Below are 18,741 nucleotides of genomic sequence, written 5' to 3' on the forward strand. Positions count from 1 at the left end.
ATTTGATTAGACCCGTAGTCTTCCCATTGGTATACACGCTACGTATGGCATAACCTAGATTTAACAATTCATGAAAGAAAGTGGTAAAATGTCGCTTGTGGAATATAATGCGTGGTCGAGCCATATAGTGACTATATAGTGGGGCTCTAGGAAGGTGATCAGCTGAAAAGAATGGAAAAGAGAAACGAGACACAGTTTTTACGTCCCTTCCCAAAATAGTTTGTCGCGTAATTAATGAGAGGTTTTCATGGTCGAATTTTCTGATTGCAAAAATACAAGATAAGCTGCTGACAATACCAAGCTTATCTTGTCCAATAAATGGCAGACAACAGCCTTTTATTGGACGAAAATAGTGTGATCGGTTCTGAATTGTGTTGACCGTTGTCCGATCCAGCCCCTCCCAGGGTCCATAGGTATAGGACTAGCCTTGGTCAAGCAGATTTGCGATCGATACGGAATGCCGCTGACCTATCAGTATGAACAGGCCAACCAAGAACATACATACCAGATCGGATTCGTAAATGCAAAAAAGGAAAACTTCAAATTTGCTTCATAATTGATGCCGAAACTTACCGGTAAATTTTCTAGCTGATGAAACAGTTTATTCTTTTTGCGTTGCTTACGCTGGCAACCGCGTCGGTATTCGGCCAGACGATCCGAATGGTTCGGGTGGAAGACAGCGCCACGCATGAACCCATTATTGGGGCAACTATTCGTACGCCTTCCAGCGTAAAACCGGTCACTGGCGCCGTCACGGATGTAAAAGGCGTTGCCACAATGCCGAATACACCAGCCAGCGTCACGGCGCTTACGGTGAGTGCGGTTGGCTACGAAACCGAATCGTTCCCGCTTACAGCGGGTAGCGATACGCTCGTTTTTCAACTACATAGCCAGGATGAGTCGCTGGACGAAGTAACCGTTACCTCGACACGAACCAACTCGCGCATCGAAGACTTGCCCATTAAAGTCGAGGTGCTGGGACAGGAAGATATGGACGAGGAAAGCGCGGTCGTACCGGGCAACGTGAGCAGTATTTTGGGCGATATTTCCATCATTCACGTCCAGCGAACCTCGGCCGTCAATGGCAACCAGGCCATTCGGATGCAGGGGCTCGATCCTAAATACACCCAGATTTTGCGTGATGGGCTGCCGCTTTATGAAGGATTTTCCGGAAATCTGGGTGTTTTACAAATCCCACCGCTGGATTTAAAGCAGATCGAGGTGGTAAAAGGTTCCGTATCAACACTCTACGGCGGAGGAGCCATTGGTGGTATGATTAATATCGTCTCGAAAAGCCCTCACTCGGAGACCCCCGAATTTACGGCCCTTCTGAACCACTCCAATCTGAAAGAGACCAACCTGAATGCGTACTACTCGCAGCGCTACGGAAAAACTGGTTTGACCCTCTTTACTGGCAATACCTACCAAAAGGCGGTCGATGTAACGGGCGATGGGTTTACCGATAGCCCTGGCATTAAGCAGTTTAATTTCCACCCCAAGTTTTTCTGGAACCCGACCGATCATACCAAACTTGATATCGGGTATGCATTCACTACCGAAAATCGTACCGGTGGGTATCTGCCGGCTCTTGAGGGTACAGAACCTGGTTCCTATAAAAACGTTACCGATCTACAGCGCCATACGGTTGATTTCAACGCCAGCCACAATACCTCGGAAACCAACGCGCTAACGTTCAAAGGGGCCGTCAGTACGTTCCATCGGCAGAACACGGATTATCAGAAACTGTCCGATGGTCGACAGTCGTCCGTGTATCTGGAAGCCAATGATTTAGCCCGCTTCGGTAAACATCAGCTGATTGTGGGGGCTAACCTAACCCTCGAAGCGTTCCGCAAAAATCCTGATAGTACCCGCCTGGTCGATTATACCTACAATACCGTTGGTGGATTTGTGCAGGACGACTGGCAAGTGGGTGAAAAAGTCGCGATCCAGGCGGGACTTCGGTTCGATCACCATAATACGTTTGGGAGTTTTCTGCTCCCTCGCTTATCGGTTAAACTCAAACCATCCGATCCCTGGACAGTGCGGTTAAGCGTGGGAACGGGTTACAAAACGCCAAACTTGTTCGTCAACCAAACACCAGGGGCCTTAAATGTTAGTTTGATCTTCCCCCGTTTACTACCGATTGACGTTTCCACGGTGAAGGCAGAACGATCGGTGGGCACTAACATTGATATCGCTTATTCCAAAACCTTTGAAAGTGGGTTTTCGGTGCAGGTCGATCAGGCGCTTTATTACACTATTGTCAACTCCCCCGTGGTATCGGCATTTTCCAGTTTATCGAGTAATCTGGGGGCTTACACTCAGTTGATCAATGCGCCTTACAATATCTTCAGCGTTGGAACTGACACCTACGTTCGGCTCGAATACAAAGCGTACGAGCTGTATTTTGGCTATAACCATACGCTCGCTCGTCGGAACGGCCCAACCGATAATACCTACCTTCCATTAGCGCCCCAGGATAAATTCTCCACGACGGTAGCCTGGGAAAACGATCACTTCCGTTTTGGTGTCGAAGCCAGCTACGTGGGTACTCAGTATCTTTACAACAACCAGAAAGTGCCTAATTATACCTTCTTTGCCACAGCCGCTGAATACCATTACAACGACCACTGGCGGCTGGTGCTCAACGGAGAGAATATCTTCAATGTGAAGCAAGCTAATTACGAAACGGTTGTACTCGGCACCAACCCGACGGTACAACCCACCTTCCGGCCTATCTGGGCACCATTGGAAGGGCGTATTGTGAATCTGGCGCTGAAGTTCACCTTATAAGCTCAACGTTACCGTATACTAAACTGGCTCCTAGATAGTTGATCTTCAGGAGCCAGTTTAGTGAGTAGTCGTTTGGGGAGGTGAATAGAAAAGCTAAATGTCAAACTTTTCCAGCTTGCCTTTTCGATAGACATAGACTTCGTACGTATGTTTACCAATACCGAAGACTTCCTCCACCACGACGTGATCGGCTCCCTGGCTGAGTTTCTTCGCGTCAATTTGCTTGTCTGAAGGAAGTTCACTGAGCGGAATCGACAATTTCCTCTTTGGCCATCCCGTAGCGCAGATAGAATCGGTCAAATAACAGACCAATCAGCGCTAAATAGCCTTTAGGTAAGGAATGAATTACGTCCAGCTCTTTAGACGAGCGAAAAATCAGGGTAAGGTTGGCCATCAGAAATAAGCCCATCATAAACTCCAGATAGAGCGGGTTAATATAGGTCAGTAGCTTGGCACCTATCCATACGGCGGGTAAGGCAGGGGGCACAAACCATACCACTACGTCCAAGCGAATGCGGGACCAGAAGGCAATGATGCGGGAAATGGAACTGGAAACTGTGCCGATGGAAAGTGCCGCCGGAACCTGGGCACCAGGTAATAGGGAACCTACTACAGGTAATAGTAAAAGCCCTGCCCCGCCTCCAAAAACCGCGCTGAGTGAAAAGCCAATAGCGCACAGCCAAATAAAAGCAAACTGGACAAAAACATAAGAATACTGATTAGTAAAAGCAATGGGTGTACGTTAGCCAACATTGGCTGAATGGGTAGTCCGTTGCCACTCGGTAAGTACAATGCCCACAATCAGCCAGCAGGCACCCAGTAAATAGCCGCCCAGCACATCGCTCAAAAAATGAACGCCTAAATAGATTCGGCTAAACCCAACCATTAGGATCAACCCGACGGCACTGAATCCCACCAGCCACCGGTGCCGAATCCGACGACGTCCCCGAACCAGCCAGTAACCCAGTAATCCATAAAGAGTCATGGCCGTGGCCGAATGACCACTGGGAAATGAGTAGCCCGTTTCCGCATAATAAGCAACCTGAGCAGGGCGCTGCCGGATAAATGTTCGTTTCCCAACCTGGACAAATAAGCCGACACCCGCCATTAAAATCCACAGAATTACCATGTTGCGCCCCTTTTTTTGACGGTACAAAACCAGTGATCCAATGAGTGTCAGACCAATTGTTACGTACGCCGATCCCAGCCAGGTTAATGCATAGAGTAGTTGGCTGATTGTCGTACTCCGCTCCTGAAAAAGCCAATGCGTAAACCCCTGATCCACCTGGACCATAGGCTCAGCGTTGACCAGATTCTCCGCAATTTCGGAGAGCACCATCACGTTGATGATCAGCAATCCGGCCAGTACTGTCAGGGGTAAACCTCGGAAATGGTCGGTCGACAATCGTTCGGCTAGCCAGCGAACAAGGCTTGGGTAGCGAGTAGCCAATCGGCCAAAGCGATGGTGTATATGATATTGGAGCTGGTTTGTCGTCATTCGGTAAGGGCTCACTCAAGTGCGAGGATAATGAGTACAAACTAACGATGGCATTCTGAAGATACATTGAAGTTGCTCGTTATCGGGTTAACTCACAGAATCAACACCAGCGTGCCGCCAATAATCAGGACCGCCCCAATAGCGGCCTTCCAGGTTAAAACTTCGCCCAGAAACACAACCGAAAGTAGAATGGCGATGGCCACGCTAAGCTTGTCGACAGGTGCCACCTGCGAAACCTTGCCAAGCTGTAACGCTTTGAAGTAGAATATCCATGAGAGTCCAGTTGCTACACCCGACAAAACCAGAAACAGCCAGTTCTGACGACTAAGCGCGGGTAATGTATTAAAACCTCCCCGCCAGAACACCAGCCCCCAGGCCACAACTAAAATGACGACCGTTCGGATGGCCGTTGCTAGATCGGTATTTACCCCTTTGATGCCTATTTTAGCTAATATGGCTGTCAAAGCAGCAAAAAGGGCTGAGAGTAATGCGTAAATCCACCACATAGATAAGTAGTTTAGAGAGGTAGAAGGCAGTTGGCGAGTACACTGCCAGATGCAGAGTAGCTAACCGCTATGACCTGTAAAATGCATAGACAACCTATTTATTTTGCCGAGTAGATATTGTAGTGCCCCCCGCTAGTAGAATTTAGGGGGGCATTTTATAATAGCGATTCTGCGCTTATTACTTCGCTGCATATTCCAGCACCATGAATGTTCCCGGCTTCACCGAAGGTCGGGGCTTTGGGTTTTCTGACGTGGCGGCTGGGGCGGGTCCGTACTCGGCGGTTATTACAAAAATGTGATGACTTACTGGGTCGATGGTAATGGTTCGGGCACCGCGCTGAGTCGTTACCGTTTGAACGGCTTCGAATTGGCCCGGCTTTACTTCCTTCACCACCGTTAACGTCCCTTCGCCGTTGGAACTGATAGCCGAACCCGTCGAGGTGTCGAACACGGCCCCGTCGGTTCCACTTCCCGTTGGTACTTCCGCCAGCACTTTACCCGACTGCGAATCCAGTACCACCATAACCTTGTTGCAGGTGCTGAACAATTGGTGATGCGGTTTGTCAAAAGCCAGTCCGGTGGGTTCTTCGCCCTTACCTAACTTCCAGTGATGCTTCACCGCCAGCGACTTGGCATCAAAAACGGCGATCTCGTTGGTGTCTTCCAGATTCACGAAAATCGCCCCGTGGTCATCGCTGACGGCTGCTTCGGGTGCCCCGCCCAATTCGACCGTCCCCGCTATGTTGCCAGTAGTTGCATCCAGCACCGTTGCACTATTGCCTTCGTTGTTGAAGATGAAGACTCGTTTCGAAAAGGCGTCGTACATAATGGCGTCCGGCTTTTTACCCGTCGGGATTTCTTTGGTGGCTTTGAAGGTCTTTGTGTCAAACATGGTGGCCGTATTCGGGCGGCCATTTGTCGTGTAACCAACATTGGCACCGGGCACAACGGCAATGCCATGAATACCCGGTGTCGGTGTGATAACCCCCAGTTTTTCGTGGCTTTTCAGGTCAAGAACTTCTACTTGCGTCCCGTGCGAGACGTAGAGCCGACCGCCATCCGCATCGGCCAACAGATAATCCCAACCACCTTCACCCCCGATGGTGGTTTTCTTGACGAGATGATAATTCGCCGACTGGGCGAAGAGAGCGCCCGTTAAACACAGGCATACGGCAGAAATCCAGAAAGTTTTCATAATCATCCTATTTAGTTTATTGGTTTGTCAATCAATTGGTTAACTGGTTTGTCTTTGTACGCTAAGCGTAATAGACCCGGAAAAATCAGGAGCAATAGAGGCAGGGCGGCACAGAACCCGCCGATCACGGCAATGGCTAACGGCTGGTGAAGTTGCGCGCCCGTGCCAATGCCTAAGGCCAGCGGCATCAGCGCGATAATGGCACTGGTAGCGGTCATCAGTTTAGGTCGAATCCGAGCAGAAATGGCAAACTCGATAGACTCCGCAACCAGGGCTGTCTGGTGGTGAATAGCGAACTGCTGAAAGGTGAAAATGGCGTTCTCAGCAATGATGCCCACGATCATGATAATGCCCGTATAGCTGCCCACGTTGAGTGGGGTTTTGGTAATGAACAAGGCAATAAAGGAACCCGAAACGCCCAGTACCGAAATGAACAGAATCAGTCCGGCGGCTTTCAATTCGCGGAACAGAAAAAGCAATACGATGAATACCAGCAGCGAGGCTGAAACCAGAATGAGCAGCAACTCCCGAAACGATTGTCGTTGCTGGGCAAACGCTCCGCCGTACTCAATGTGCTGACCCGATGCCAGCGTTATACCACTGCTTACTTTCTGCTGAATCTCGCTCATCACACTGCCCAAATCGCGATTCGCCAGGCTGGATGTGATGGAAACCATCGGTTGCAGGTTTTCCCGCTGAATCTCGGCGCTACCCGAATCGACTCGTACGTTGGCGAAGTCGGATAGGAGACGGCTCCGACCATCGGCAGTAAAAACGGGGCTTTGCTTGAGAAGCTGTAAATTTCTGCCCATGCCCGGATATTTGAGCCGCATTTTGATGAACTGACTGCCTTCCAGAATATTGCCGACCTCGTTGCCCATCAGCCGGGTCGTCAACTGGTTTTGTAGATCGAGGGGTGTCAGCCCATATTGAAGCAAGGCACTGGATTTTGGGGTAAATACTACCGATGGCCCAGCGATGGTAATGCCGTTGAAGACATCGGCCGTTCCGGGAACCTGGGTCACGATGCCACTGATTTTATCAGCCAAAGGGCGAAGTTCGCCGGGTTGATTGCCAAACACTTTCACTTCGACGGGGTTAGGTTCGCTCATTAAATCACCGAGCATATCGCCGATGACCTGCCCAAAGTCAACGGTTAGGCCAGGCTGGGTCGCTTCTATTTTCCCCCGCAACTCATCGATAACTTCGTTGGTGGAGCGGCTGCGGTCTTTTTTAAGCGAAATCAGGTAATCGCCCCCGTTGGGTTCGGTAATAAAAAAGCCCATCTGCGCACCCGTCCGTCGCGAATAAGCGGCTACTTCCGGCATGGTCTTGATCTGTTTATCGACCTCGGTGAGCATGACATCCGTTTCCGCCAGCGACGTGCCGGGTGCGGAATGATAATCGAGGACAATGGACCCTTCGTCCATGTCGGGCAGAAAACCCGTTTCTAACTGGCTGTAAATCAATCCTACGGCGAGGGCCATTGCTCCCGCCAGCCCGAGTGCGATCCAGGGATAGTGAATGAAAATGGACAATATGTTGCCAATGGCGGGGTGGGTCGCGGTATCTTTCTTCTTTTTCTTGCCCGAACCAAACAGGCTGTAAATTACGGGCAGGCCCAGCCACGTAATCAGAAATGAGCAGGTGAGCGTAACGACCATTGTCATGGCCAGCACCTTGAAGAACGCGCCCGCCACCCCACTCATCAGCGAAAAGGGGATGAAAATGACGATGGTGCTGAGCGACGAACCAACCATGGCCGGGAAGAGGTAGCTGATCGCTTGCTGAATCGTTTGGGCATCCGATTTCCCCTCATACTCTTCTTCCACTCTATGAATTTGCTCCACAATCACAACGGCATCGTCGATAATCAGCCCTATGGCCGCTGCGATACCGCCCAGCGTCATAATGTCGAGCGTGTAGCCCATGACAAACAGGACTAAAATGGAAGCCGCCAGAATGATGGGGATCGTGATCAGAATAACGAAACTGGCTTTCAGCGACCGCAGGAACAAACTGGTGACGATGATCGCTAATATCAGCCCGATGAAAATGCTGTCGGTCACACTTTTCACCGCATCGCTCACGAAATCGGCCTGTACGTAGGTGGGTGTCAGGGTGACATCGGCGGGAAGCAGGTTTTTTAATTCGGCTACTTTCTGGTTGATGCCATTGCTCAAACTAATCAGGTTGGCCGAAGGCTGCTTGACGACATTGACCAGTACCGTTTCTTTGCCGTTTGCTTCAATTTTGGTGTATTCCTGTTGTTCATGCAGTTCGATCGTCGCTACATCAGCTAAACGAAGCACTCGTTGCCCATCACTGCGAATGATGATGTTCTCAACATCCTGTCGGGAGTGAACTGTCGCGTCGGTGAGGGTCAGATATAGGCGGTTGTAATCTGAAACCAGCCCGTCGGCCTGAATGAAATTCGTTGCCGCCAGAGCGGTCGTGATGGCCGCTGGGGTTACGTTGATGCTGGCCAGTTTGTCGGGTTGGAGAATGATCCAGTACTCTTTGGTGCGACCGCCCATTACCTGCACGTTCGACACGCCCGTTACCCGACTCAGATACGGCCGGATGGTGTAGATCGCCAGCTTGCGCAGCTCAATCAAATCGCGGCTATTCGAACTGAGCGCGAAATCCATCACGGGCAGAATCGATGGCGACATTTTCTCCACCGACAGCACCGTGTTGGGCAGTAACGTATTTTGAATCTGGTTGATCCTGGCGTTTACCCGCTGTAATGACACGTCCATATCCACCGACCAGTTCAAATAAATCGACAGTTCAGAACTGCCCCGGCTGGTGGTACTGCGCACCATGTCAACGCCTTCCACCTGATTGACAGCATTTTCCAGCGGTTGCGTAATGGCCACCATCATCAGTTCCACAGGCTGTTCACCCGCATCGGCAATGACTTTGATTTTGGGAAACGTTCGGTCAGGAAATAAAGAAACCTGAATACTTCGGTACGCGAAAATGCCACCCACTAGTAGCAGCAGAAGCAGCCCCAGAATTGGCTTACGAAAGCTAAAGAAACCGGGTTCTTCAGTGGGCATTGGCGATGCGGTTTATGGTGATCGATGCGGTGTCGGCCAGGCCGTAGCCGCCTTTACTGACGAAGCGGTCTTTTGGCCCAAACCGTGGGCTGAGAATTTCGATGTGAGTTTCGCGCTGGAGGCCAATTTTGACCGGTACTTTTATCGCGGTGGTATCATCAATGAGCTTCATGACCCAGAAATCGGTCTGAAGTTCATTTGCCAGAACCGCTTCTTTGGGCAACGACTGCGCGTGGTTATGTTGTTGATCAGTGAAGGTTATGTTGAGGCCCAGTCGGGCGGGTAGTATCATTGGTTTGTCTGGCTTGACCACGAACCGCTCAGTTTGTGAGAGCGAATCGGCCATGGCCAGCGTCTGGGAGATCTTACCGGTTATTTTACGCCCGTTGGGGAGTTGAATCATGCAGGCACTCCCGATATGCACCGTTGAATCCTGCTCGGCAGGTACTTCAATTAAAAAAACAAACATATCCGGGGCCGAGAAACTAGCCAGCAGTGCACCATCCTGTATGTACTCGCGCTCCTCGGCCTGCACCAGCGTTACCAGGCCCTTGTCAGGCGCGCGGATAATCAACTGGCCGATATTTTTAAGCGTTGGGTCATTGAGGTAATTTTTACCACCCAGCGCGTAGGCCTCTTTGGTTTCCAGCCCAAATAAGGGCGCCCCTTTGCGAAGCTGGTCACCAATTTTAACGTACACTTTGGTCACGTAGCCTGCAATGGGCGATTTTATGTCGCCACTGGTGAGGTAGTACGTCATGCCCCGAAACGTTTTTTCCACCCGAAACGTATCGGCAGTTACGGTCGTCACCTCCACGGGTGTTTTTGGCCTGGAGACGTCGGCTGTCTGGGTACTGGTGTCGCTGGTTGACGACGAGCCGCAGCGGGTCATCAACAGAGATCCGATAAGTCCTAGCAGATACAATTGTTTAGTCATGGATTGGGCCAACGCGTTAAAAGTTGCGGTAGTTGAATGTGTTGATGAACCGCTGCCGCTGGACTGTTAATTGATTCAGGGACAGTTTGATATTCAGGTATCGCTGCACGATAAGTAGGTAATCAATGGCTGATATATCGCCCCGGTACAGCCGGGCCTGACTGATTGTCAACAAGTTTTCGACGTCCGTATTTTGCCTCTCGGTGATGGTGATCAGGTTCTGATTGACGCGTAATTGTTCATTTACCGTTCGTAGTTGCAGATTGAATCGGTTGAGGTACTGATTACGGTAATTTTGGATGGTGAGCTGCGTGACGTCAAATTTTTGATATTGCAACTTTCGCTGGTTCCCGTTGTAGATGGGCATGATGAAATTCAAGCCCAGGCTATAGCCAAAACGCCGGGTAATCAGATCGGAGCTAATCGCGTTTGTACCTGCGTTGGCCACTACGTCCAGCGAGGGCCGGTAAAAAATGTCGACAACCCGGCGGTTTCGTTCCACAATCACGCTGTCGTAGCGGTAGCGTAGAAAATAGGGATTGTTGTCGAGGGTAAAGCGGGCCAGGGGCGTCAGGGCCGGCTTTTCGAGATATACCAGGCCCGTTTCGGGAATATTACAAAATGTATTGAGGGTCAGCATATCCTGCAAAAACTGAACCTTGGCTCCTTCAAAATTTACTTCGCTCTGCTGCCAGTCGACCCGAAACGTCAGATAATCCGACTGATTGAACAGGGCTTTCCGAAGTAGCTCTTTGAGCACTTCATTCTGGCGGGAGAAAATCTGATACAAATCGCCAAAAATGACCATCTGCTGGTAATCCTGGTAGACCGTCAGGTAGAGATCGACAATGGCTTTTTGGAGATCGTTCTGATTGATACGAACAGTATTGACCAATGAATCACGGTGGGCAGCGTTTAGGTTATTCTGAATCCGTAGGTTCCGGCGGTAGAGCAGGTTTCGATTTGCCTGAATCAACCCCGTATAAGCGCCACCGTTGGTTGTATTCTGGTCGTAGCCCCAGTTGGCGCCAGCTGGTGCGTAGAGATACTGACCGATGGCCTGCACATAGGGTTTGTTAATGGCAATGTTGAGCAGGCTGTCCAGCCGATTTAACGTAATGGCATTGATATTATCCTTCAGCAGGGGACTGTTTACAAGTCCCACTTCCAGGTAATAGTCCAGCTTTCGGTGAGCCAGCGTGTCCTGCCCAAAGCCGGGAGTGGCGTAAAGCAGTAACCAGATACTTACCCATATTAGTCGTTTATCTAGTCGCATACGGTTTTTTTAGGGGGCTTCATTGCGTAATACTGGATATTAAGCGTACGTGAGCATTTGTTTATAGTATTGTTTGGCTTGCTTTTCCTGCCCCTGAAGGCGGGAGAATCAGATACGCATAGGCCCGCACGGGTTCATCCCGCACCGAGCTGCGAATCACTTCGTCGGCCAGAGTTTGTGCGGCTGATCGCTGCCCTTTTTCCAACGCGTAGCGAGCCTTTAAAAGCGTTCCCATCTGCTGATAGACCACTGCTGAAGCCGCCATCAATTGAGTAATTTCGTGGGGAATGGCCTCTAACTGGTGCGTGTTGAGTAAGGCTTCTGCATACTTGTATCGCCAGTACGGATTGTCGGGATAACTAATAACCAGGTGTGCCAGAGAGGGCAGTGCATCAGCTGGTTTATTTTCGTAATCCGTCAGTAGATGGGTATGATACAGGATGGCCTCTGTTCGTACGAACAGGGCTTTTTGGGTGGCGATCTGAAGTTGCGACAGGCCCAGTTTTTTATCGCCGGACGTCATGACCCAGGCCACAGTTTTATAAAATGGGTGAATTTCCGGATAGATTTCCCTATAGAAATTGTAGAGTCCTGTGGAGAGATAAAAGTCCGGGTATTGCTGCTGGAACGTTTTGCCTTTCTGAATATACGGATAGGCGTTCTTAGCGTGCCGAATAGCCGCGAACGGTTCATGTTCGAGATGACTGATTTTAGCCAGCATAGCCTCGGCGGTGAAGTACAAAAACATCGCTTCAGGCCGGTCAGTCGCACTGCGGTCAGTCGTACTGCGGTCAGCACCATCCGTTTTTTTTTGCGTATTCTGCCAGTCGTCGGCTTTTTTAGCCGCCAGTTTGAGCTGTTGAATGCATCTCTGCTTCAGCTTTGCATCGGTGCGGGCTGGAAACCACTGGTAATACAAACGAACGCCCCGAAGCAAATCAAGGGACGGATGATTGGGCGCTAATTTCGCTAGTTGAGAGAAGGTTGCTTCAGCTTCCGGAAATTTATTATCATAGACTTGGTTCAGACCCGTCGTTACTAGCGCCCGAGCGGCTGGATTGCCATTAATAGCTGGGTATTGTGCCAGCGTATGATTGGATACCAGAAGAAGCAGACCGCCAAAGGCAAAAAGCCTTTTTAGACGAAATTGAGCTTTTTTTAGGTCAGTCATTTTTCTAAATATTAAGTCCTATCTCTAGGCATCTTCGCCCACACTCAACCTAATGAGGGGTGATTTTATGCCAACCCAAGTTGCGTTTTAACCACGGATAGACCCGGTAGGCGACTTCAGTGGACAGCAGACCAATACCGGCTCCAACCAGTACGTCCGATATCCAGTGTTTATCATTGGTCATCCGTAAAATTCCGGTCGAGGTGGCCATTGCATACCCACCAATCGGAATCCAGGGGCTGACTCCCCCAAATTCCCGATCCAGCAAACTCGCTCCCGTGAACGCATTGGCCGTATGTCCCGATGGAAAGGAGAGGTAATTGGACCCATCGGGCCGAAGCTCATTCGTGGTATGTTTCAGCCCCAGCACCACCACTGAGCTAATACTATATGCGAGCACGCCGATTAATACCCGGTCAACGGGCTGCGATCGGCCTTTCACGCCCGCCAGACTCAAGCCCGCCCAGGCCACGGCTGGTCCGTATTGCAGGTAATCATCTGCATGGGTACGAAAATGGATTTTATCCTGAATCTCACTCCGAACGTAAAAGCGGTCGAAATGACTATTCGGATAATCAGGCGATAAGGCCAGGCCAACGGGTACCAATACGACTGGAGCCATCCATCGGAACGTAACGGGACGCGTTGGAACAGTATCCCAGAATGCCCGCTGAGAAACGGTATTTAGCGGTTGCCCAACGGCTGAGAGTAACGAAAATAGAAAAATCCAGCAGCCCAGCAGCCAGGAAACCAATTGCTTGTTTTGTTTCATCAGTTAATCATCCAGTGAATTGCTTCTAGGCCCAGTACGGGTGCCAATTAATAAGGGTAGGTCCCAAGTACGTGAAAGAGGACGGGCATGGTAAAGGAACGAAGTAAACCTAAAGAGAATCTGTAGTTGATCAGGGAGGCAATGGGCCACTACATAAGCGCCTTACTTCAAAATGTATTCAGTTTTGCATTGCAACTTTGGCGAAATAAGCCAACAGCGTGACCATGAAAATTTTGCTGATTGAAGATGAACCCTCGCTACTGGTGGCCATACAGCAGTATCTGGAAGGTGAACACTATAAGGTATCGACGGCATCTGATCTTCGTACAGCCTCGGTGAAGGTGCATGATTATGACTATGATTGCGTCGTGGTGGACATTACCCTGCCCGATGGAAACGGGCTGGCGATTGTAAAAGAACTGAAGGAGGCTCATTCCCAGGCGGGTATTATCATCGTGTCGGCCAAAAACTCGCTGGATGATAAGCTCTCCGGGTTGGAGTTAGGGGCTGATGATTACCTGACCAAACCGTTTCACCTGCCTGAGCTAAACGCTCGCATCCGGTCATTAATGCGACGACGTCAGCATGAGGGTGAGACGCAACTCAGGTGTGGGGCCATTACGATTGTGCCTCATCGCAAACAGGTTCTTGTGGCCGATCAGCCGATGGAAGTAACGGTCAAAGAATATGAATTGCTCCTGTTTCTGGTCACCAACAAAAACCGACTCTTATCCAAAGCAGTCATTGTTGAACATGTGTGGGGAGACTACATGGATGGCCTTGATTCGCATGACTTTCTGTATACCCATGTTCGGAATCTACGCCGAAAACTGCTGGATGCAGGTAGTCCGGATTACATCACCACGCGGTATGGGGCCGGGTATATTTTTACAGTAGGCGAATGAAATTGCTCCATAAAACAACGCTTTACCTGCTCCTGGCGGCCCTCCCCATTGCGCTGGGGGGTGTTTTTCTGCTGAATGCGTATATCCACCGGGATATGCTGTATGAAATCGACGAGTTGCTGGCCAGTGAACTCATCCAGGTAAAAGAGCAACTTCGCCAGCATCCGCCCAATACCACCAACTTGCCGTACTGGGATCCAAACGTACGGATTACTCGGACTACCTCAAGACATCCAGTAGCTCCAGTTTATATGGACACAATAGCGTTTGACCCAGTCGAAAAGGAACGGGTTCCGGTTCGTTTGCTACGCTCGATGTATTCCGTTGGTGGTCAGAATTATACGATAATCCTTCAGCAATCGTATCTGGAGTTTGACGAAATCGCCAGTGCGGTATCAGTAGGGGTTATTGTTTGTTTTCTGGTCGTTGTGCTGCTACTGGTGCTGGCTGATGTGCTGGTTACCCGGCGGATCTGGCAACCCTTTTACGGAATCATTCATCAATTACACCAGTTTCGGGTCGATGGCCCGGATGAGGTGGCCTTTCCAGTAAGTGATGTGGCAGAATTTAAGTTGCTAAGTCAGTCGCTCGATGAAGTGAGTCGCCGAACCCGCCAACAATACGCCCAGCAGAAGCAGTTTACCGATAATGCATCGCACGAAATGCAGACGCCCTTAAGTGTGCTGTCGGTCGAATTAGATCTACTGCAACAGTCGGCAGGGTTAAACGAAGCAGACCTGGATCGGATTCATCGGTCGCAGCAGGAAATTAAGCGGCTCTCAGCCATGAATCAATCCTTGTTATTGTTAGCCAAGATTGATAATCATCAGTTTGCCCAAAATGATTCGGTGGCTATTGGGGAACTGGTCAATCAACTCCTGGATAACTATTTGGATTATGTGGCCCACAGAGACATAACTGTTAACCGGATGATTAAAGAAGACCCAACCCGATATCTGAATCGGCAATTAGCGGACGTACTGTTTTTAAATCTGATCAAGAACGCGGTCCGCCATGCCGACTCGGGCAGTTCTATTTTCGTGCAAGTGGGCGCAACTAGTTTTATTATCACCAATGAAGGTGACCCGTTGCCTTTTCCTACGGAACAACTGTTTCGGCGGTTTGTTCGTAATCAGGCGTTGCCCCAGTCCACTGGCCTGGGCTTAGCCTTAGTGAAGGAAATTGCCGATCAATATGGCATGACAGTAACATACAATTATGCATCGTCCATGCGTCGGCACATGTTTCAGGTTGATTTCTGAAGAAGGGCTACCGACGGCTACAACTTCAAAATTACTTTAGATTCAGAGGGTAGGTTTAATGCGGAAACTAAACCCATCTGGAACAATGAACAAGACCTTATTAGGGAGTGCCCTGGCGTTAATGGCTTTAGCCAACACAGTATCAATAGTAGCTGCCCATTCCGTAGAAAATACCCATACAACCGTGATACGAACTAATATTGTTGTGCCAGCGGCTGTCAAGGCCACAGTGGCCAAGCTCTATCCGGGTGTAAAAGATGTGAAATGGGAGAAAGAAGACGGAAATTATGAAGCGGGGCTGACCCATAACGGAAAGAAGTTGTCGCTGGTGATCGACGCAAAAGGCAATGTTCTCGAAACGGAAACCACTATCATGGGATCAGCACTGCCCGCATCCGTTCAGGAGTATGTTGCCAAACACTATGCAGGTAAAAAAATTAAGGAAGCCGCCGAAATTGTGGATGCGAAAGGGAAGAAAACCTACGAAGCCGAAATTGGTGGTAAAGACCTGATCTTCGATGCTAAAGGTCAGTTTATTAAATAAACCAATTTATTACATAACGTGGTGGCCTACTTATCAACTCAAACGAAGCAGGCCACCACGTTATATTCAACCAGTCAATATAGCCTTTCAACCAGTTATAAAAGGTATAGGGCACGTTTGTATTCTATTCATCAAGGGCCAGTGGCAAGTTTGTACGGCCTGGCAACTCTCTTTTTTTTCAATTTCACGTTATGTGGATTAAATCTACGGTACTTCTTTTTTTATTGACTACGTGTATCGCGCTGGCACAAATACCAACTGGAGTTCTCTCACAACCGGCGGCTGCTCAATCCAGCCAGCCAGTAGTAACCTCAACGGGAGAAATTACCCAAAAAGGCAACGCTAAAATTTCAGGGTATGTCGTCGATTCTTCATTGACTAAAGCGGTTGAATATGCCAATGTCGCCGTCTATAATACCTTAACCAATAAACTCGTTGATGGCACTATCGCGGACGATAAGGGTAAATTCAGCCTCGCAAAATTAGCGCCCGGTACCTACAAAATCCTGGTTTCCTTTTTGGGCTACGATGCCAAACCGATTGACAACGTCGTGCTGGCCAAAGGGCAGACCAAAGACCTGGGTGTTGTCAGGCTTAGTGCCAGCACGCGCACCCTCAATGAAGTCACCGTAGCCGGAACCAAAGCCCTTGTAGAAGACAAGGTTGACCGGTTGGTCTATAATGCAGATGTCGATTTGGCAGCCAAAGGCGGTGACGCGACGGATATTCTCAAAAAAGTGCCGATGCTATCGGTGGATTTGGCGGGCAATGTGTCTTTGCAAGGAAGTTCCAACGTGCGCGTCTTAATCAACAATAAGCCTTCTTTCATTTTAGCGGGTAATCTGGCCGATGCACTGCGACAAATTCCGGCTGATTTAATTAAAACCGTGGAAGTTATTACCTCACCCTCGGCTAAATACGATGCCGAAGGTTCGGGTGGTATCATCAACATCATCACCAAGAAAAATACCTTGCAGGGATTACACCTCGATGTAGATGGGGGCGTGGGTAACCGGGCCTCGACCCTGGGCTTGAATGGTAGTTTCCGCAAGGGTAAACTGGGCGTAAACCTGAACGGTAATGGGCGGGGGGTGTACAATAAATCGGGGTCAGATTTGAATCAGACGACCTTTCTGGGCGAATCCATCGCCCCTGTTCGGACGAGTCAGCATTCGGATGGCTTCGATAGGGGATTATTTGGGCAATATGCGCTGGGACTAGACTATGACATCGCGAAAAATCAATCGCTGACCGGTGGGGTTCGGTTTGGGGTGCGCAACTTAAGTCGGGATCAGCATCTGGCCACCAGTTTATTGAATGGGAACATCGTAAAGGCACCGTCGAGACGAGACGTGAATAGTCAGGATTTGTCCAATTCGGTCGACATGAACCTCGATTACCTACATACGTATCCCGGAACTGGCGACGGGCCTCAGCGGGAATTAAGCATTTCCACCCAGTATAGCCAGAATCACCTGACCAATAATTTTGACGCCAACAATCTGGATACGCTCGGTATCATGAGCACTCGGCAGCGGAACCTGAATTTCAATACCAGTCAGGAGTTTATTCTGCAAGTGGATTACCAGACGCCTATCAGTCAAACCCAACAGCTGGAATTTGGCGCCAAGGAAACCTACCGTAAAGTAAATAGCCAGTATCAGTACTTACTGGCGGGACCAGTCTCCGATTTTGTGAATGACAGCCAGCGTCCAGATGGTTCCTTGTTGTATGATCAGAATATTGGGGCTGCTTATTTATCGTATACACTGACAACACATAATAAGATCACGATTAAGGCGGGGACTCGTTATGAGTATACTGGTATTCAGGCCCAGACTGGAGGGTCCCGGACTGGAGGGTCATCGGCAGGCGGACAAGGCCCCATTTCCATTCCGAACTACGGCAAACTGGTTCCGAGCATCAATCTCTCGAAAAAGCTTAACGAATCGACCACGATTAAACTGGCCTATAATCGCCGGATTCAGCGCCCGAACGTTCAGGATCTGAATCCTAATTTCAACGCGGCCAATCCCTACAATATTTCCATCGGCAATCCGTATTTAAAGCCGGAAATAACTGACCGAATTGAATTTGGCTATAGTACCTACGTCAAAAAAACGTACCTGAACCTGACGCTGTATACCCGACTCAATCGGGATGATATTCAGTCGATTAGCCAACGATCTGATACCCTAATCGGTGCGGTGGTTAGCCGCCGGTCAAACATTGGTAAGGAATATAACTACGGCACCAACCTATTTGCGACAATAAACATTACACCCCGCTGGAGCATCAATACGAACCTGGATATCATGTACCGCTATATTAGCGGGGTGACCCTGGATGTGTCGGGACTATCCATCCCGCTCAGTAATACGGGTATTCGCTGGGGTGGGCGGTTCGATAGCCAGATACAATTTGATAAGGGCTGGGCCATTCAGGCTAACCTGGGGTACCGGGGTAAGGATATCGCGTTGCAGGGGTATCGAATTGGATTTGCCCAGTACTCGTTGGGCGCTCGTAAATCATTCACCAATAAACGGGGTAGCTTAGGCTTAGCCGCTGAGAATTTTCTCACCAACGGCATGGGCTTCACCTCGGTGCTGAATTCGGCCCAGTTCAATCAAGATTTTCGCCAATATATCTATAACTCCAGTATCCGCCTGACATTCAGCTATAAAATTGGCAATCTGAATGGGGCCAAAGTGAAGAAAGGCAAATCGGCGAGTGGCGACGAGGAAAACTGAATAAGTCGCTAGGTGGTGGGTGTCATCGTCTGTAGTAACTTTAAATCAAATGGACGTTTTTCTGAAC

The 18,741-nt window shown here is 49.6% G+C and carries 14 protein-coding genes; 5 read left to right on the plus strand and 9 right to left on the minus strand.

The window, feature by feature from the left end:
• Positions 1 to 591 precede the first annotated feature (591 nt).
• Entirely contained in the window at positions 592 to 2,793 is a 2,202-nt protein-coding gene (locus B156_RS0119810; protein ID WP_018621520.1) for a TonB-dependent receptor, read from the plus strand.
• Between the two features lie 238 nt (positions 2,794 to 3,031).
• Here the strand turns inward: B156_RS0119810 and B156_RS30960 are convergent, their stop codons facing one another.
• From B156_RS30960 to B156_RS0119865, 9 genes are all read right to left on the minus strand, one after another.
• Entirely contained in the window at positions 3,032 to 3,526 is a 495-nt protein-coding gene (locus tag B156_RS30960) for a TSUP family transporter (RefSeq protein ID WP_342664437.1), read from the minus strand.
• A gap of 9 nt (positions 3,527 to 3,535) precedes the next feature.
• Positions 3,536 to 4,243, minus strand: a complete 708-nt coding sequence (locus B156_RS0119830) for a phosphatase PAP2 family protein (RefSeq protein ID WP_018621524.1) — start codon at positions 4,241 to 4,243, stop codon at positions 3,536 to 3,538.
• A gap of 140 nt (positions 4,244 to 4,383) precedes the next feature.
• On the minus strand, positions 4,384 to 4,797 hold the full coding sequence (locus tag B156_RS0119835; RefSeq protein WP_018621525.1) for an EamA family transporter: 414 nt from the start codon (positions 4,795 to 4,797) through the stop codon (positions 4,384 to 4,386).
• 178 nt (positions 4,798 to 4,975) lie between these two features.
• Complete coding sequence (locus tag B156_RS0119840; protein ID WP_052635779.1) at positions 4,976 to 5,992, minus strand: YncE family protein; 1,017 nt, start codon at positions 5,990 to 5,992, stop codon at positions 4,976 to 4,978.
• Positions 5,993 to 6,003: 11 nt separating this feature from the next.
• Positions 6,004 to 9,057 (minus strand): efflux RND transporter permease subunit, encoded by a 3,054-nt coding sequence (locus B156_RS0119845; protein WP_018621527.1) that lies wholly within the window; start codon positions 9,055 to 9,057, stop codon positions 6,004 to 6,006.
• Positions 9,047 to 9,994 (minus strand): efflux RND transporter periplasmic adaptor subunit, encoded by a 948-nt coding sequence (locus tag B156_RS0119850; protein ID WP_040586024.1) that lies wholly within the window; start codon positions 9,992 to 9,994, stop codon positions 9,047 to 9,049. Before B156_RS0119850 ends, B156_RS0119845 begins: the two co-directional genes overlap by 11 nt.
• Before the next feature lie 16 nt (positions 9,995 to 10,010).
• Entirely contained in the window at positions 10,011 to 11,270 is a 1,260-nt protein-coding gene (locus B156_RS0119855) for a TolC family protein (protein ID WP_018621529.1), read from the minus strand.
• Positions 11,271 to 11,331: 61 nt separating this feature from the next.
• On the minus strand, positions 11,332 to 12,441 hold the full coding sequence (locus tag B156_RS29525; protein ID WP_245563788.1) for a hypothetical protein: 1,110 nt from the start codon (positions 12,439 to 12,441) through the stop codon (positions 11,332 to 11,334).
• A 49-nt stretch (positions 12,442 to 12,490) separates the two neighbouring features.
• Positions 12,491 to 13,213 (minus strand): phosphatase PAP2 family protein, encoded by a 723-nt coding sequence (locus B156_RS0119865; RefSeq protein ID WP_018621530.1) that lies wholly within the window; start codon positions 13,211 to 13,213, stop codon positions 12,491 to 12,493.
• Positions 13,214 to 13,437: 224 nt separating this feature from the next.
• Here B156_RS0119865 and B156_RS0119870 point away from each other — a divergent pair, with 224 nt between their 5' ends.
• From B156_RS0119870 to B156_RS0119885, 4 genes are all read left to right on the plus strand, one after another.
• The gene (locus B156_RS0119870) at positions 13,438 to 14,118 is read left to right on the plus strand and encodes a response regulator transcription factor (RefSeq protein WP_018621531.1); all 681 of its coding nucleotides are present in this window, start codon (positions 13,438 to 13,440) and stop codon (positions 14,116 to 14,118) included.
• Positions 14,115 to 15,380 carry a sensor histidine kinase gene (locus B156_RS0119875; RefSeq protein WP_018621532.1) on the plus strand — a complete coding sequence of 422 codons (1,266 nt, stop codon included), beginning with the start codon at positions 14,115 to 14,117 and terminating at the stop codon, positions 15,378 to 15,380. The genes B156_RS0119870 and B156_RS0119875 overlap by 4 nt, the downstream gene beginning before the upstream one ends.
• An 85-nt stretch (positions 15,381 to 15,465) precedes the next feature.
• Complete coding sequence (locus B156_RS0119880) at positions 15,466 to 15,924, plus strand: PepSY-like domain-containing protein (RefSeq protein WP_018621533.1); 459 nt, start codon at positions 15,466 to 15,468, stop codon at positions 15,922 to 15,924.
• Positions 15,925 to 16,115: 191 nt separating this feature from the next.
• A complete protein-coding gene (locus B156_RS0119885) occupies positions 16,116 to 18,674 on the plus strand; it encodes a TonB-dependent receptor (protein ID WP_026260939.1) in 2,559 nt (852 codons plus the stop codon).
• Positions 18,675 to 18,741 lie beyond the last annotated feature (67 nt).

The organism is Spirosoma luteum DSM 19990 (assembly GCF_000374065.1).
Taxonomy (GTDB): Bacteria; Bacteroidota; Bacteroidia; order Cytophagales; family Spirosomataceae; genus Spirosoma; species Spirosoma luteum.

Bases quoted from the DNA above. Each gene is read 5' to 3' on its own strand.
- B156_RS0119810 (WP_018621520.1), top strand. From the start codon at position 592: ATGAAACAGTTTATTCTTTTTGCGTTGCTTACGCTGGCAACCGCGTCG.
- B156_RS0119835 (WP_018621525.1), bottom strand. From the start codon at position 4,797: ATGTGGTGGATTTACGCATTACTCTCAGCCCTTTTTGCTGCTTTGACA.
- B156_RS0119840 (WP_052635779.1), bottom strand. From the start codon at position 5,992: ATGAAAACTTTCTGGATTTCTGCCGTATGCCTGTGTTTAACGGGCGCT.
- B156_RS0119845 (WP_018621527.1), bottom strand. From the start codon at position 9,057: ATGCCCACTGAAGAACCCGGTTTCTTTAGCTTTCGTAAGCCAATTCTG.
- B156_RS0119850 (WP_040586024.1), bottom strand. From the start codon at position 9,994: ATGACTAAACAATTGTATCTGCTAGGACTTATCGGATCTCTGTTGATG.
- B156_RS0119855 (WP_018621529.1), bottom strand. From the start codon at position 11,270: ATGCGACTAGATAAACGACTAATATGGGTAAGTATCTGGTTACTGCTT.
- B156_RS29525 (WP_245563788.1), bottom strand. From the start codon at position 12,441: ATGACTGACCTAAAAAAAGCTCAATTTCGTCTAAAAAGGCTTTTTGCC.
- B156_RS0119865 (WP_018621530.1), bottom strand. From the start codon at position 13,213: ATGAAACAAAACAAGCAATTGGTTTCCTGGCTGCTGGGCTGCTGGATT.
- B156_RS0119870 (WP_018621531.1), top strand. From the start codon at position 13,438: ATGAAAATTTTGCTGATTGAAGATGAACCCTCGCTACTGGTGGCCATA.
- B156_RS0119875 (WP_018621532.1), top strand. From the start codon at position 14,115: ATGAAATTGCTCCATAAAACAACGCTTTACCTGCTCCTGGCGGCCCTC.
- B156_RS0119880 (WP_018621533.1), top strand. From the start codon at position 15,466: ATGAACAAGACCTTATTAGGGAGTGCCCTGGCGTTAATGGCTTTAGCC.
- B156_RS0119885 (WP_026260939.1), top strand. From the start codon at position 16,116: ATGTGGATTAAATCTACGGTACTTCTTTTTTTATTGACTACGTGTATC.